Source organism: uncultured Roseovarius sp. (assembly GCF_913057115.1).
Classification (GTDB): Bacteria; Pseudomonadota; Alphaproteobacteria; order Rhodobacterales; family Rhodobacteraceae; genus Roseovarius.
This window is the reverse complement of record NZ_CAJXNN010000023.1, coordinates 1-15,224: the sequence shown is the minus strand read 5'-3', so window position 1 is coordinate 15,224 and position 15,224 is coordinate 1. Positions and strand designations below refer to the sequence as shown.

12 protein-coding genes and 1 pseudogene are annotated in these 15,224 nt (G+C 56.6%); 6 read left to right on the top strand and 7 right to left on the bottom strand.

Annotated features, from left to right (window positions below):
* Positions 1-105 precede the first annotated feature (105 nt).
* The gene (locus tag QZ498_RS10815) at positions 106-882 is read left to right on the top strand and encodes an arylmalonate decarboxylase (RefSeq protein WP_294622109.1); all 777 of its coding nucleotides are present in this window, start codon (positions 106-108) and stop codon (positions 880-882) included.
* Between the two features lie 94 nt (positions 883-976).
* Here the strand turns inward: QZ498_RS10815 and QZ498_RS10810 are convergent, their stop codons facing one another.
* Positions 977-3,859 (bottom strand): error-prone DNA polymerase, encoded by a 2,883-nt coding sequence (locus QZ498_RS10810; protein WP_294622108.1) that lies wholly within the window; start codon positions 3,857-3,859, stop codon positions 977-979.
* 310 nt (positions 3,860-4,169) lie between these two features.
* Here QZ498_RS10810 and QZ498_RS10805 point away from each other — a divergent pair, with 310 nt between their 5' ends.
* Positions 4,170-5,336 (top strand): tyrosine-type recombinase/integrase, encoded by a 1,167-nt coding sequence (locus tag QZ498_RS10805; protein WP_367117642.1) that lies wholly within the window; start codon positions 4,170-4,172, stop codon positions 5,334-5,336.
* A 65-nt stretch (positions 5,337-5,401) separates the two neighbouring features.
* Positions 5,402-5,581, top strand: coding sequence for an AlpA family transcriptional regulator (locus QZ498_RS10800; RefSeq protein ID WP_294622107.1), 180 nt, complete (start codon positions 5,402-5,404; stop codon positions 5,579-5,581).
* A gap of 90 nt (positions 5,582-5,671) precedes the next feature.
* On the opposite strand, the gene QZ498_RS10795 is transcribed toward QZ498_RS10800, so the two are convergent.
* The 5 genes from QZ498_RS10795 to QZ498_RS10775 form a co-directional block, all read right to left on the bottom strand.
* A complete protein-coding gene (locus QZ498_RS10795; protein ID WP_294622106.1) occupies positions 5,672-7,954 on the bottom strand; it encodes an AAA family ATPase in 2,283 nt (760 codons plus the stop codon).
* Positions 7,951-8,508, bottom strand: coding sequence for a hypothetical protein (locus tag QZ498_RS10790; RefSeq protein ID WP_294622105.1), 558 nt, complete (start codon positions 8,506-8,508; stop codon positions 7,951-7,953). Before QZ498_RS10790 ends, QZ498_RS10795 begins: the two co-directional genes overlap by 4 nt.
* An 87-nt stretch (positions 8,509-8,595) precedes the next feature.
* Positions 8,596-9,087, bottom strand: a complete 492-nt coding sequence (locus QZ498_RS10785) for a hypothetical protein (protein WP_294622104.1) — start codon at positions 9,085-9,087, stop codon at positions 8,596-8,598.
* 1,227 nt (positions 9,088-10,314) lie between these two features.
* Entirely contained in the window at positions 10,315-11,409 is a 1,095-nt protein-coding gene (locus QZ498_RS10780) for a DegT/DnrJ/EryC1/StrS aminotransferase family protein (protein ID WP_294622102.1), read from the bottom strand.
* A complete protein-coding gene (locus tag QZ498_RS10775; RefSeq protein WP_294622100.1) occupies positions 11,406-11,816 on the bottom strand; it encodes an FdtA/QdtA family cupin domain-containing protein in 411 nt (136 codons plus the stop codon). Before QZ498_RS10775 ends, QZ498_RS10780 begins: the two co-directional genes overlap by 4 nt.
* A 168-nt stretch (positions 11,817-11,984) precedes the next feature.
* Here QZ498_RS10775 and QZ498_RS10770 point away from each other — a divergent pair, with 168 nt between their 5' ends.
* The 3 genes from QZ498_RS10770 to QZ498_RS10760 all read left to right on the top strand — a co-directional run bounded on the left by QZ498_RS10770 (position 11,985) and on the right by QZ498_RS10760 (position 14,871).
* A complete protein-coding gene (locus QZ498_RS10770) occupies positions 11,985-12,890 on the top strand; it encodes a sulfotransferase (protein ID WP_294622098.1) in 906 nt (301 codons plus the stop codon).
* A gap of 91 nt (positions 12,891-12,981) precedes the next feature.
* A complete protein-coding gene (locus tag QZ498_RS10765; protein ID WP_294622097.1) occupies positions 12,982-13,926 on the top strand; it encodes a GNAT family N-acetyltransferase in 945 nt (314 codons plus the stop codon).
* A 24-nt stretch (positions 13,927-13,950) separates the two neighbouring features.
* The gene (locus tag QZ498_RS10760; RefSeq protein ID WP_294622095.1) at positions 13,951-14,871 is read left to right on the top strand and encodes a glycosyltransferase family 2 protein; all 921 of its coding nucleotides are present in this window, start codon (positions 13,951-13,953) and stop codon (positions 14,869-14,871) included.
* A gap of 12 nt (positions 14,872-14,883) precedes the next feature.
* Here the strand turns inward: QZ498_RS10760 and QZ498_RS10755 are convergent.
* A pseudogene (locus QZ498_RS10755) lies at positions 14,884-15,224 on the bottom strand (glycosyl transferase); the annotation flags it as partial.

Sequence of the window (15,224 nt, the reverse complement as noted above, 5' to 3'; positions counted from 1 at the left end):
GCGGGGGCGCACGGCCCACCTGTCCTGATTGCGCCCTTTCCCGGCCTCTTCGCGACAAAGCACAATCGCATTTACAAATTGGGTCGCGCGTCGGATGATGGCCTCATGGCCAAGGATCTTGATCAAACCGAGCGCGAAGCCATTCTCGCACAGCCACGCTTTGACGCAGGGCTAAACGCCCGCGCCAAGATCGGTTTTGTCCTCATTCCCAACGAACAAACCATCGAGCCCGAGATGACGCGCCTCATGCCCCAAGGCGTCGGCGCCTATTTTTCCCGCGTGGTCATGCCGCGCGAGATTTCCACCGAAAGTCTGGGCCAAGTGCGCGGCTCATTGGCCGAAACGGCGGCCCGCATCCTGCCCGACGACGGGTTGGACGTGGTGGCCTATGCCTGCACCTCGGGCACCGTCGCCTTGGGCGAGGATGTCACCCACGCCGAACTCTCCCGCGCCGTGCCGGGGGCCAAAGCCACCTCGCTCGCGGGCGCGGTGCGCAAGGCGCTGGCCGCGATGGGGGTGAAACGGCTGGTCCTCGGCAGCCCCTATATCGAAGAGTTGAACGCCAATGTGGTGCGCTTCCTTGAAAAGGCCGGTTTCGAGGTGCTGGCCGCCCATGGCATGGGCCTACAGTACGACACCGAAATGACCCGCGTCGCACCCGACTATATCGCCGACTACGCCCGCGCGATTGACCGCGCCGATGCCGATGCCGTGCTGCTCAGCTGTGGCGCGCTGCGCAGTATCGAGGTGGTCGACCAGATCGAACAAGAGCTGGGCAAGCCGGTGATCTGCTCCAACCAAGCACTCTTGTGGGATTGCCTGCGATTGGCCGGGGTGAATGACGCCCTGCCGGGGCTTGGCCGCTTGTTCCGCGAGCATTAGGCGGCACCCCGTAGGGTGCGTATTCATGCGCACCGCCAACCGATTTCTTGCAAAGAAATCGGACCGAAATCTTTTCAAGATTTCGCCCACCCCCTCACTCCGGCGTCAGGATATGCCGCAACAGCGCCACGGGATGCGCCCGCAGGGTCAGGCGCAGGGCGGCGTAATCCTCCACCACCTCCTCACCCTCGCTCATCTGCGGCAAACTGACCGCGGCCTCGTGAATGGCCTCGCCCTCCATGTCCCGCGCGAACAAAGGCAAGGGCGCATCGCCCGAGAGGGCCTTGGCCTGCCAAAGCGCCTCGCGCCGCGTGAGGCCCAGCGCGGCAAATCCATCCGCCTCGGCCAGTCGCGTGACCACTTGGGGCGCCACCCCCGCCCGCCGCCAGACATCGCCCACCGCTTGATAGCCATTGCCGCGCGCCGCCGCGATCCAATGGGCATCCTCCTCGGCCATGCCCTTGATCTGCCGAAACCCCAACCGCAGGGCCAAACCTCCCTTGCCATCGGGTTCCATCACATTGTCCCAGAAACTGGCATTGATGCAGACGCGCCGCACCGTGACCCCATGCTCGCGCGCATCGCGCACGATCTGGGCGGGCGCATAAAACCCCATGGGCTGGGAATTGAGCAAGGCACAGGCGAAAATGCCCGGATGATGGCACTTGATCCATGCACTGGCATAGACCAACAGCGCGAAACTCGCCGCATGGCTTTCGGGAAAGCCATAGGATCCAAACCCCTCGATCTGGCTAAAACACCGCTCGGCAAACTCCGCGTCATAGCCATTGCGCGCCATGCCGCGCAAAAACCGCGCGCGAAACTCGCTGACATTGCCATGCTTTTTGAAAGTGGCTAGCGAGCGGCGCAAACGGTCGGCCTCCTCGGGCGTAAAGCCCGCCCCGACGATGGCGATCTGCATGGCCTGTTCCTGAAACAACGGCACGCCCAGCGTCTTGCCCAACACCTCGCCCAGCGCGTCGGACGGAAACGCCACCGCCTCCTCACCATTGCGGCGGCGGATATAAGGGTGCACCATGTCGCCCTGAATGGGGCCGGGCCGGATGATCGCCACCTCGATCACCAAGTCGTAGAACGACCGGGGCCGCATCCGGGGCAGGAAATTCATCTGCGCCCGGCTTTCCACCTGAAAGACGCCCAAACTGTCGGCCCGACACAGCATATCGTATACGGCTGGGTCCTCGGGCGGCAGGCTGGCAAGGTCATGAGTTACCCCGTGATGCTGCTGCAACAGGGCAAAGGCCTTGCGGATACAGGTCAGCATCCCAAGGCTCAGGACATCCACCTTGAGGATGCCCAAGGCGTCAATATCGTCCTTGTCCCAACAAATGACCGTGCGATCCTCCATCGCGGCGTTTTCAATGGGCACCAACTCGTCCAACCGCCCCTCGGTCATGATAAAACCGCCGACATGCTGGCTCAGGTGCCGGGGAAAGCCCTCGATTTCGCGCACCAGATCAAGGGTTTGCCGCAACAGCCGGTCATCGGGGTCCAGCCCGATTTCGCGCAACCGGGTGCGGGCCAACTCCCCCCGCGCGCCAAAACCCCAAAGCTGTGAGCTGAGCGCCGAAAGCGTGTCCTCGCTGAGGCCCATGGCGCGGCCCACCTCGCGGATGGCGCGCTTGCCCCGGTAATGAATGACCGTGGCACAAAGGCCGGCGCGATGCCGCCCGTAACGCTCGTAAATATGCTGGATCACCTCCTCGCGGCGCTCATGCTCGAAATCCACGTCGATATCGGGCGGCTCATCGCGGGCCTCGCTGACGAAACGCTCAAAAACCATGGTGCCGATTTCCGGCGAAACCGAGGTCACGCCCAAGCAATAACAGGTCACCGAATTGGCCGCCGACCCGCGCCCTTGGCACAGGATGCCGCGCGACCGGGCAAACTCCACCACGTCATGCACCGTCAGGAAATACGGCGCATAGCCCAGCTTGGCGATAAGGCTCAGCTCATGCTCCAAAAGCCGCGTAACCTTTTCCGGCGCGCCATGGGGGTAGCGCCAGCGCAAGCCCGCCTCGGCCAAGCGCCGCAGGCGCGCATCGGGGGTTTCCCCCTGCCCCACCTCGGACGGATATTCATACCGCAACTCATCCAGCGAGAAGGTTAGCCGCTTGGCCAAATCAGCGGCACGGCCCACCGCCGCCGCATGCGCCCCGAAGATGCGCCGCATCTCCGCCGGGCTACGCAACCGCGCCTCGGCATTGGCCAAAGCCCCGCGCCCCAAGTCCCGCACGCGACGACCCTGCCGAATGGCGGTCAACACATCCGCCAACCGCCGCCTGCGCCCGTGATGCATGACCGGGGCCGCCGCCGCCAAGGTGGGCAGACCCAAATCGTCGGCCAACATGGCCAGCTCATCAAACCACACCGCATCCGCCCCGTCATAGCGCGGCACCATCAAAAGATGCATTTCCTCGCCAAAGCGGCGCGTCACCCGGCGCGCAAGCTCACACCATTCGCCCGCGCCGCCCGGCCCCCGTTGTGCCTGTGGCGGATGCAGCAAAAGATGCAAGCGCTCGCCCAGCGCCTCCAGATCCTCAAGGCGCAGATGGCACGCCCCCTTGGGGGCCGCCAACCGTCCCTTGCTGAGAATCCGGCACAGGCTGCCCCAACCGGTACGGTCCAGCGGCACGGCGGTGAGGGTGATCCCCTCCTGAAAATACAGCTTCGCCGCCGGAAGAAGCCGGGGCACATTGCCCCACTCCGGCACAGTGGGTTCCGGCGCAGGCGGGCCAATCGCCCCTGCGCGCGCCTCCCATGCGCGCCGTTCCTGCACCTGCCGGGAAATCTCGCGCGCCATAACATGCGCCCGCGCGATCCCGGCCACGGAATTCTCATCGGCAATCGCAATCGCCCCCAGCCCCAGCACGGCGGCACGGCGCATATACTCCTCGGGGTGCGAGGCCCCGGTGAGGAAAGTGAAATTGGAGGTGATCGCAAACTCGGTCGTCATGGCAAGTCATGATTATATTCACCTTTTGTTCTTTTTCGAGTCTTGTTGCAACCGGGGGCGCTGCCCCCGTCGCCCTACGGGCGACTCCCCCGGAGTATTTATGGAAAGATGAAGTGCGCAGACCCGGTTTCATCTTTCCCCAAATACTCCCGCCGGAGGGGTATTCTTCTTGTGTCATACGTTCTCACTGGGTGCCACCGGAAGTAATCTTCCTTAAATTCCAATCAATTAACGTCTCACTGCATCCCGGAATGAGCCGGGCAGTGTCACGCCAGAACGTATACAAAAGAAGGGATAATGTCATGGCAAAATCAAACGCATTTACAGTCCCCAACTCAAATCTCTGCCTGCGGGCAAGCATTGTGATGGGCAGGGCCTTTGGCTTCATAAGCGCGCCGATGGTGGCGCGCAATGGGTCTTTCGCTTTACCCTGTGGGACCGTCAACGCGAGATGGGACTCGGATCATTCGGACGGGTCAGCCTTGCCGAGGCTCGCAGACAAGCTGAATGGGCGCGTCAACAGGTGCAGGCCGATACCGATCCGATCAAACAACGCCGCCTGCAGCGCCAACAAGCCAGTTCCCGTGAGGGCCGCCTGGAGCAGCTTGCCTGGATGGCCTACGAGGCACACAAAGAGAGCCTCAAACACAATGGCTCCGATGGCAAGTGGTTCAGCCCCCTGCGGCTGCATGTCTTGCCGAAACTGGGCAAGATGCCAATCGTCAAGATCGATCAGGACGACATCGCACATGCCTTGGCCCCGATCTGGCACGAAAAACCGGTGACCGCCAGGAAAGCCGTCTCAAGGCTGAGAGGCGTTTTCAAATACGCGCGGGCAAAAGGTTTCCTTGTGAACCGGGCGGTTATCGAAGATGCGGTTATTATTCTCGGGGAAAACAAGAAGCGCGCAACACCACACCAGGCATTGCATTGGCAAGATGTGCCTGCGTTTTATGCGACCCTTTCAGATGATGATCCGGTACAACTGGCATTGAGGATGCTGATCCTGACGGGGGTTCGTGCGGACTCTGTCAACAACATGCGTTTCGAGCAAATCCTGGGTCCCGTTTGGGAAATCCCGCCACTCCACGTCAAGGGCCGGGCAGATAATGACCAAGGGTTTACTGTTCCTCTCAATTATGAGGCGCGACATGTCATCGAGTTGGCGGAACCGCATTCTCGAAACGGGTATCTGTTTCCAAATGCCAAGGGTGGCCCGCTCAACAAGATGGCGATGCGCAATTTCCTCGCCGATAACGATATTCCCGCAACGCCCCATGGGTTCAGGTCTTCATTGAGAACATGGCTTACCGACAAAACGGAATGTCCAGATGAGATTGTGGAAGCTTGTATCGGGCACGTGCGTAAGGGGGATGCTGCTATCGACGCATATATTCGAACGGATTACCTGGAGCGGCGTACGCCCTATATGTACGAGTGGACCAAGTTTATCACCGGTCAAGACCAAACTACCTAAAATTGAAAACTGGTTTTAACTTTAATGTGACAGAAGGATGTATTGGTAACAAAATGAGGACTTGAATGACCAACATAATTCTACGTCAAAAAGATGTACAAAAAATTACCGGCCTGAGCCGTTCGACAATTTACAGACATATCAATGCGGGCACATTTCCGGCCCCCGTCAAACTGACCGAACGGCTTATCGGGTGGCACTCCAGCACCATATCCGACTGGATGGCCAGCCGCCCGGAAATCTGAGTACCAGACCATCCCATGCAAAAACCGCCCGGCGTCATTTGCGCCGGGCGGTTTTGGTTTTCACCCGAGGGACCAACTGCAGGGCTGCAATCAGCTTTCCAGGCAGGTATTCTGCCCGTCACTTGCTGACTCGATTGCAGGCACATCGTCGTTGCTGGCCATGATATCCTGTTCAAGCAGTTCGATATCCCGCCAGGACATATCTCTGACGCGCAACAACCGTTCGGCCAACGCTTCAAGGACATTTCTATTGGCCCGGAGCGTGACCTTCGCCTCATCCTGAGCCGCACGCAAATGGGCTTCTGCTCGCTCGCGGATATCTGCAGGAGCACGCCAGATATCTGCCGCCGAGAGACCATCCCAAAGCAATCCACTGCCCCCAAATCCCCAGTGCCGTTCAATCGCCAGGGCAAGGCTGGTGGCTTTCGCGAGATCACTGTGCTCTCCGGCACCCGCGCCGGAACTTGGATCGCCAAAAACACAAATCTCCGCGGCGCGGCCCGCAAGCAAAACTTGCAAGCGTTGCTGGGCCGTCCTTGGTGTCAGGGATTTTACCGGCGCTGACTCGACCTGTCCCCCGTTCGGGGTGAGACAAACCCGATCCGGAATCGGCCAACCGAGGCGCATCATGACGATCACATGCCCGGCCTCATGGATCGCCGCCCGCCATAACGTGTCATCGTCCAGCGGCGGCGCAATCTGATCTGCCGCCACTTCAAGGTGCTTTTGATTGACCGGCACACCCTCTGCTCTGGCACGTCCAAGGGCATCGCGGGCAACGGCTTCGGCATCCGCACCGGACAGTCCAATCAATCGGTCTGCAATTGCCCCCGTATCGATGCCCCCGGCAGCTTCGCGACCGAGCTTTGCAGTCAGGATCTCCGTCAAGCCTGTTTTGTCGGGATACGGGACGTGCAGTTTCAGGTCGAAGCGCCCGCTGCGAATGACTGCGGGATCGACCGTATCGAGGTAATTGGTTGCGCCGAACAGAACCAAACCGCCGATATCCTTGGCCCGGTTGATTTGCTCAAGCAACCCGTTCACGACACCGCGTAAGTAATCCGCATTGTGGGGCCGCGCATCTCTCTGCGAGAAGCTATCAAGCTCATCGATGAACAACACGGCCGGAGCTACCTTTTTAGCCTCAGCAAACGCCTGATCGAGGGCGGCAAGCATATCGCCTTGATGGCCATGCTTCTGGCAATCCGAGTAGGAGGTCTCGATGATCGGAAGGCCTGCAGACCCCGCGAAGGCGCGTGCCATCGTGGTTTTCCCGGTTCCGGGAGGACCGTGGAACACAGCGCTCGATGCGACATCCGACCACGACAGATCACCACCTCGCCAAAGCTGAAGGTCGTTCAACATACGATCCAGTGATCGGCGTACATCCCCGAGACCGTGGAGGTTTTCGAGGGTCACGCCCGGAACCGGTCGTGTCAGTTTCCGGGCGATGCCTGCGAGGCGATCCGCCACCTGCAGGGTCGTGGGGGCCGCAAAGGCCGCATCGATCTGTGCAGGCTCGAACAGCCTCAGGCTGTGCTCATCCGGCAAACGCTTGAGAATGTCAGCTTCGGACAGGTGCTCGGTCGCGCTATGTGTCAACCGCAAGGTCTCGACGATGATCTGCGGCGTGATACCCGGCCATGTCACCCGGCGCGACACGAGCGCATTCATGGTCTCGTCAAGCTGTCCGGGGTCCGTAGTGACGATCAAAACCGAAGCCCCTTGAGCAAGACTGCGCTCGATCCGTGCCCCCCACATCCCGCGCTTGCGCATGCGGCTTTTCGGGCGACCGGTTTCGTCCTCGTCCTGGACATAGCGATGCAGGTCAGCCGTTTTCGGTAAGAGCAGATGGCTTTTCCACTGTTTGGCGGCACCGGGCAGGATCTGGGCCAGCCCCCAGAGACAAGCTGCCGGGCAGATGAGGTTCGTGACATGACCAGGGACGAACAGACTGCGCAGGTGATCATCACTATCGACGATTACGCTCAACCCCAAGGCCGTGGCAATCAGGGACGCAGGCGGGTCCCCCGTGCGCAGCATCCTGCCTTGGCCGGTCCTTGATTGTGCCCATGGATCGCATCCGGAGGAGATCGCCGCCGCGATCTCCGCCTCGCTCATGGTCTTGGCCAGAGGTGTTTCCGGGGCTTCCCAGGATCGTTTACTGGGTGGCCGTACGACATCATCGGGCAAATTGGCGATGACGTCATCGTCCTCGTCTTCGTCGTCATCTGGCTCATGTTCCATCGCGACAAAGCCATTCCATTCCTTGTCGAACAGCCCCCGCGCGGTCGAGCGGGCAAGCTCCAGTGCAAAATCAGGCTGAGGGTCGGGCGCGCGTGTGGCGATCTTGTTCATCGGGGTCTCAGTCATTGAACACCCCCGGTCTGCGCTGGAATGCCGGTGCTGTCGTCCGTCAACCCGAGATCATGGATGGCACGTTCTAGGCTCCGACATGGGTCGGCACGCAGTGCGTGGATTTCGTCGAGCGCCACTTTCTGCGATTGATGTTTGTCAGCGGTGAACTTGATTGCATTTTCCGACAACGCCACAAGTGCGACGAGATCGAAATCGCCGTCGTCATAGCGTTTCACGCCGGTTGGCGAGCGGTGATAGCCCTTCGCCAAAGTGAAATGGAAATACCCGTTGCGCGGTCTGCAGCAGGTCTTGACCTGCAGGCGCAGATTATTGCCATCCGGGAGGTGGGCGATCCGATCTGCGGGCAGCATCTCTGGCAAGTGCGACGTGTAAATCTTGAAACGCAGCAGAATACTGTCGACAAGATGCTCTCCGGCCAGGCCGAACCATTTGGCATGGCGCGTCATCGTGTTTCGGGACAGGTCCGGAAAGCCTCTGATGTCATCGGTACTTGTCGGCGGCGACGAGAAAAGCTCTTCGAAGCCGCACAAAAGCGGTTGTTTCTTCATAGGTAATGTCCTTTTGAACAAGCGTGAGGTACCGGTCGACGCTAAGGTCGACCGAGGAATGTGACTGGCTTGAAAGTGTTTTGAAACTTATGCGGCGAGCGGCAGGATACTGTCCTGCATATCATCGCCTTCACAAGCATGCGCATGTTCGAACATCTGCTCGATGCAGGTCTCGGCTTCCTGGACGAGATCCCGCACGGGGGCGGCCAGACGTGGAGACGCCTCAGCGACGCATTGCATGGCTTTGGCGTGGATATCGCAGAGTGTAGCAACGTTGGATGCAGACACAGCACGTTTTACCAAGCCTGCCATACGGTGGAGGATCAGGTCACTTGCCGATAGCGGTTGTACGGCCGTCACGTCATCGGCCTGGAGCGCGACCAGTTTCCACGCGGCCTCAGCCTCGGACATCGATTGCCCGAACGCGATGTCCCATCCGGTCTCTTCAGCCCAGCACTCTTCCTCAAGCGCGAAAAACATACGGGTCAAAAGCTCGCAAAAATTATCAAACAAATCAGATTGTGGATTGCCAGCGGCTTTCGGAGCCGGTGTGGAAATGATATTAATATTTTTACGCATAGGGATCTCCTTTACAGATCTTTGTGTTTAGAGCGGGGCAGGAGCTGCAACTCTTGCCTCGCTTGATTTATATTGATATAATGATATCGTAAAGTCAAGCCCTGATTCTAGGAAATTGCACCAATGGCAAAAATGGGTCGCCCGAAAACAGATACAAAAGGCGTGATGGTACGTGTTTCTGAAAGTATGCTTCAAAGCATAGACGACGCTCGAAGAAACGAAGCAGATGTCCCCACGCGACCGGAAATGATCCGTAGAATGCTCGCCGATTGGCTCGATGAGAAATCCCAACGCGAAAAATAATGAATTCGGTTTGGAATAACGGGGCAGGATGCGAAGGTGGTAGGTAGGTTGATGTCTAACACAATAGCATGAACCGAATTCCGGTCTTTTTATGGAGACCTATCGCCGATATCGGAATGGCGAAAACCGGGTTGCGGGCACTCACACAGTGAACAATTGCAAGATGTCGCTTCACTGGCAAAAATCGCGGGCAATTCGAGATCCAAGTTTTTTGGCTCTCCCCCCATTACTCCTTAAAACGATAACGCTTTTTGTTGAAAACAGTAACAAAAATGTTGAACAGATCGCTCAACAAATCCGTTACCAATCTCAACATGTAGCGTTACAAACATTGGCAAATTGCGTTAAACAGTTCGGGAAAATTCGTACTGGACTTGTCACGCTTTGATGCCGACCCTGGAGAGGTGGTTCTCATTTAAACGGCCTACGCAGGGTGCTTACGGATAAACCGGATTTGCTTGCGACGCGGGAGCTTCCTTCATCACGGTCACCAGCGCGAACAATACCGGTGGCGATCTGCATCGGCAGCAGACAGAACTTCGATTTGAGGGCGGTTGATAAAGTCGGACTTACCAGCGGATTGATCCCAAGATCAAACGACCGCCGCTGGAGGCTTACCCTGCTGATCGGGTTAGGTTTTGCCTCTTCTCAGCCAGCAGACTACGGCTGGCGGTCAGCTGCCATGATCTCGGGAGGTCAGAGACAGCCCGATTTTTGCATGCAATTCTTTGACCTGCTCCTCGTCAATCTCGGAGGCTTACCTGCCGCCGCGCTCGAACACACTGGATGCGCCCTCCAGGAAAAGCACCGCTTCCAGTGACTTGCCCCCCCAACCCCCCTCATTCATAACCAGAGCCTGGGGGGATCCGATCACGGAGATTTACGCCGCTTATATCCTCAAGTTCGAGGTGTCAGGCCCTATGCTCACAGGAGCTTCAAAACCCTATCAATTACATACTCTGTCTGCTCGTCCGTTTGGGCGTGACACATTGGCAGGCTGATGACTTCCCGCGCCAGTGTTTCGGTGAGAGGGAAACGGCCCGCTTCGTATCCCAAATCGGCATAGGCATTTTGCAGGTGCGGTGGGATCGGGTAGTGGATCACAGTAGCAATACCCGCATCTTGAAGGCGTTTTTGAAACCTGTCGCGGTCATCATGGCGCAAAACGTAGAGATGCCATACCGGCTCAGCCCATTCCGGCACGAATGGGGGCATCAGTCCAGCCTTAGAAAATGCAGCACTATAGCGTTGCGCAATCGCCCTTCTGCGAGTGTTCCAATCATCTAAGACTTGCAATTTGACAGATAGAACAGCCGCCTGCAGCGGGTCCAAACGGCTGTTAAGTCCTTTTATCTCATGTACGTATTTGATTTCCGACCCGTAGTTCCGCAAAAGCCCCACCTGATGCGCGATATCGGGGTCATTCGTCACTAGCGCGCCACCATCCCCCAAGGCACCAAGGTTCTTTGAGGGATAGAAACTGAAAGTCGCTGTGCCCCTGGCCCCCATACGATCCGATTTATAGCGTGCGCCATGCGCCTGTGCCGCATCTTCCAGAATTTGCAGCCCGTGCTGGTCGGCCACAACGCGCAAAGCGTCAAGGTCTGCCGGTTGGCCATACAAATGCACAGCCAAAATCACTTTGGTCTTCGGAGTTATGGCCTCGGCAACAGCGTCGGGATCAATGTTATGAGTAGCCTCTATCGGGTCAACCGGGACGGGGATTGCCCCACATTGACTGACGGCCAACCACGTCGCGATATACGTATTGGCCGGTACGATCACTTCATCTCCGGCCCCTACACCCATGGCCTCCAACCCGAGTCGGAGCGCATCCAACCCATTGGCCACACCCTGACAATGTTTTGCTTCGCAATAAGCGGCAAACTCGGTTTCAAAGCGCTCCAATTCCGGACCCATTACATACTGTCCAGAACGAGCGGCCTGTAAAAGAGCGGTCTCAATCGCTGGCGCAATATCCGCCACCGCGGCCTTCAGGTCGAGAAAAGGGACCTTCATTGCGCGCCCACCGCCTGAAGAAAATCCTGACGATCCCGAATATAATCGGCTTCATCATAGGGTGCCGAGGCCATCACCCTACAGACCGAACCAGAAGAAAAATTGTCAAGATACCGCCAAATCATCGGGCAGATGTACACGCCGTAATATGATCGATTCAAATGAAACCGCTTCTTCTGAAACCCGTCATCAAGCAACAGGTCAAAACTGCCTGACATGCAGATAACGAACTGGTGCAAATCCTTGTGTGCATGTTCCCCCCGATCCGCACCGCCGGGCACGTCATAAAGATAATATACCCGCTTGATGTCAAAGGGGATATGGTTCTGCCCTTCGACAAAGGTCAGATTTCCGCGACGATCTTCAATCTTGGGGAGTTCAATGAGCTTGCAGTCACTTAGGGCCATCGCAGAATACTCCGTTTGTGTTCCGTGCTCAGAACATCCTAAATCTTTGCTCGTTTCATCGCCTTGTTATGACGTGATGCATTGAATATTACCATAAGGCAATGAAGCGCTGATTGTTTTCTAACGCATAACAAACCGCCCGAAAATCGCTGAACCAGGAGATGCGTTTTGAGTGAACACCCCAAACAGTTATTCGTTGGTGGAGCGCACAGATCAGGCACGACACTTGTTCAGCGAATCATGGGGTCCCATTCCCAAATCTATGCAGGGCGCGAGTTTGATTTCACAAAGGACATTACGACCCTGCGAAACCGCCTGCACAGCGGACACGCCAGCGGGCGCATCGCGGATCTTGTTACGACAGATGACATCGACAGGGCCGTCGAAAGCTTTACCACCGCGCTTTTCGAAAGATCGCTACGAGAACACAGAAAAACGGTTCTTTGTGAAAAAACACCGTCGAACGCTTTGGTAATGGCAGAGCTTTGCGAATGCATGCCAAACGCATACTGTATCTTGGTCTTGCGCGACCCGCGCGCCATAGCTGGCTCAATGAAAGAAGTAGCGAATAAATACTTCGCGGAAGGACTTCGCCCCCCTCCCTTCTGCGCCAGTGTTGCCGCAAGCATCAACGACATCAATGAAACCTGGGAGAAGGGCCTCGCGGCTGTTCAAAAACACGAGCGCGTAAAGGCGATCTTCTATGAAGACCTCGTCGACAATCCCGAGCGTGTTGTCCGCGACATATGCCAATTCGTTGGATTGGATTATCAGCCAAGCATGGTTCAACCGGCACCTTTGGAAGATAGGCAAAACCATGTGAGCGATCAGTTTTGGTATACCAAAGAGGCGTTGAAAAAACCAATCTCGGACGACAGCCTTGAAAAATACAAACAGGTTCTTTCCCCGACGGAGATAGCTTTGGTAGAGCGGTTTGTCATCAGTTACCCCCAGACTGAACGCTACGGCCTTGGCGCTCAGTCCCCTTCCGCCTTAGACCGCTGCGCGATGCTATGGCATCGACTTAGGGCATCAAAAGTCATACAGAAAATTCGCGCCAAGTTCCGATGGTAACGTAGCAAGCCCCTGAAAAAGTTTGCCAGTGCGGATAAATCTAACCGTCATGTGTGTTTTAAGTGTTCTAGAATAGTGACAGGATGCAAAAATGAATACGACCGTCGATATCTGTCGCTACAGTTCCGAAAACAAGAATGCATGGGACTCGTTTGTAAAGAATTCAAAGAACGCAACCTTCCTGCATTATCGGGACTTCATGGAGTACCATGCAGATCGGTTCGTCGATCATTCATTGCTTTTCAGTGTGAATGGGGAACTCGTCGGAGTTTTGCCCGCCTGTATAGACAACGACATTCTGAAATCCCATGCGGGGCTTACCTATGGGGGCATTCTGACAAATCAGAAAATGACAGCAGAACGCATGCTATTCGTTTTTGAAAGTCTTGTGCAGTATCTCCGCAAAAACCATTTTCGAAGTTTCCTATATAAGCCCGTTCCACACATCTACCATGCACAACCGGCAGAAGAAGACCTTTACGCCATGTTCCGCTTTGGCGGCGTTTTAACTAGGGTTGACGCCTCTTCCACGGTTAACATGCATGATCGGCTCCCGTTCTCCAAAGGCAAAAAAAGCGGAGTGAAAAAAGCGAGTAGCGCCCGTGTCGTCAGTGAGGAGAGTCGAGATTTCAAAACCACTTGGAGCATTTTGGAAGAAAACCTTGCCTCTCGGCACGAAGCCAGACCCACGCACAGCCTTGCCGAGATGGAGTACCTCGCTGGCAAATTCCCCGAGAACATCAGATTGTTCAACGCCACGAGAGAGGGTGAGGTTCTTGGTGCGATGGTCGTTTTTGATTGTGGACAAGTGGCCCATGCACAGTACATCACAAGCAGCACGGAAGGCCGGGACCTTGGCGCGCTGGATTATCTCACCAATAGCCTGTTGAACGAATATTTCGCGCGGCACCGTTGGTTTGACTTTGGGATTTCCACCACAGACCAAGGGCGAAATCTAAATGCTGGCCTAGCAAGACAGAAAGAAATGTTCGGCGCCAGAACCACTTTGTACCAGCATTACGAACTCAAGGTGTGACGTGCAAAAGAGCCGGACCCGACCATGAAATACTCCTATTCCATCGTTGTGATTGCATACAATCAGTCGGCTTGGATCGAAGACGCCGTAAAAGCCGTTCTGGAACAGAACTGCGACCCGATAGAGATTGTCCTGAGCGATGATTGTTCGACGGACGACACCTACGAAAAGATGACCGCACTCGCGCAGGAGTATCGTGGTCCACACTCCGTCGTGCTCAACAGAAACCCCAAGAACCTTGGCTTGGCCGGACACATTAACCGAACCTATGAACTTGCCTCCGGAGACGTCATAATCTCCGTCGCCGGGGACGACATCTGTTATCCCAACCGCGCCTCGCGGACAATCGAGGTTTTCGAAACTCAGGATCCGCTACTGGCATACTCGCAAGCACGCGTTGAAACATTCGACGGGCAAGAAACGCCCAGAACCTATCAAAAGGCAACGTTTTATTCCGACTACGATCTGATGGCAGCGGCGGTATCAATGCAACTCTACCTAGGGGCAACTGCCGCCTGGCACAAAGACATGTTCCGCAAATACGGCCCTATGGCCTATCCGGAGTGTTATGAAGACCTGATTTTCGGCTTCCGGGCAGCCCTGGAAGATCGTGCCGCTTTGATTGACGAAGACCTTGTTCTTTACCGGGTGGGCGCAGGCATGACCAACAGCACGACACGCGTAGCGACCCATGAAGAATATGTGGAAAAGCGCATCCGCGAATTGCAGCGTGCGATCTCTGTGTTGAAACAAAGGCACCATGATGCCCAAACCTTTGGATTGGCCGTAAACCACCCTGTGTGCCGCGCAATCGGAAACTTGCAGGATCGGATGGTCATGCGTCTGTCATACTATCAAGGAAACAGGCTGGCCCACATCCTGCGCCCTCTTCGATTAACTCATGCCTTGCTGTCGGAATGGCTGCGCAATGTCCAGAAGCGCTAACACAGGACTCGCTCAGATATAAGTTTTGCGCAAACGCCCTAGATAGTAGAACCAGTCGCTCCAAGACTCATCCGGACCATACTTACGATGGACATACCGCAATTCTCGCCTGACCAGATCGGCATCGACCCCTGCGCTGACTTGCCCGTCGTGCAGGCGATTCACCGCCAATGGCTCAGATAGGACTAAAGGAGGTCCCCATTTCAAAGCACATTGCTTGTAAAAGTCGACATCCATTAACCAGACCAAGTTTTCGTCAAAGCGCGGGGCCATCTCGCGCCGAAACGCCAGAACCGAGGGGCTGCTAACGGTGTTTTTACCATAGTGAATACGATCATGATACCGGGGCACAA

Excerpts from the sequence above, each read along its gene's own strand:
- QZ498_RS10815 (WP_294622109.1), top strand. The coding sequence starts at position 106 with ATGGCCAAGGATCTTGATCAAACCGAGCGCGAAGCCATTCTCGCACAG.
- QZ498_RS10810 (WP_294622108.1), bottom strand. The coding sequence starts at position 3,859 with ATGACGACCGAGTTTGCGATCACCTCCAATTTCACTTTCCTCACCGGG.
- QZ498_RS10800 (WP_294622107.1), top strand. The coding sequence starts at position 5,402 with ATGACCAACATAATTCTACGTCAAAAAGATGTACAAAAAATTACCGGC.
- QZ498_RS10795 (WP_294622106.1), bottom strand. The coding sequence starts at position 7,954 with ATGACTGAGACCCCGATGAACAAGATCGCCACACGCGCGCCCGACCCT.
- QZ498_RS10790 (WP_294622105.1), bottom strand. The coding sequence starts at position 8,508 with ATGAAGAAACAACCGCTTTTGTGCGGCTTCGAAGAGCTTTTCTCGTCG.
- QZ498_RS10785 (WP_294622104.1), bottom strand. The coding sequence starts at position 9,087 with ATGCGTAAAAATATTAATATCATTTCCACACCGGCTCCGAAAGCCGCT.
- QZ498_RS10780 (WP_294622102.1), bottom strand. The coding sequence starts at position 11,409 with ATGAAGGTCCCTTTTCTCGACCTGAAGGCCGCGGTGGCGGATATTGCG.
- QZ498_RS10775 (WP_294622100.1), bottom strand. The coding sequence starts at position 11,816 with ATGGCCCTAAGTGACTGCAAGCTCATTGAACTCCCCAAGATTGAAGAT.
- QZ498_RS10765 (WP_294622097.1), top strand. The coding sequence starts at position 12,982 with ATGAATACGACCGTCGATATCTGTCGCTACAGTTCCGAAAACAAGAAT.
- QZ498_RS10760 (WP_294622095.1), top strand. The coding sequence starts at position 13,951 with ATGAAATACTCCTATTCCATCGTTGTGATTGCATACAATCAGTCGGCT.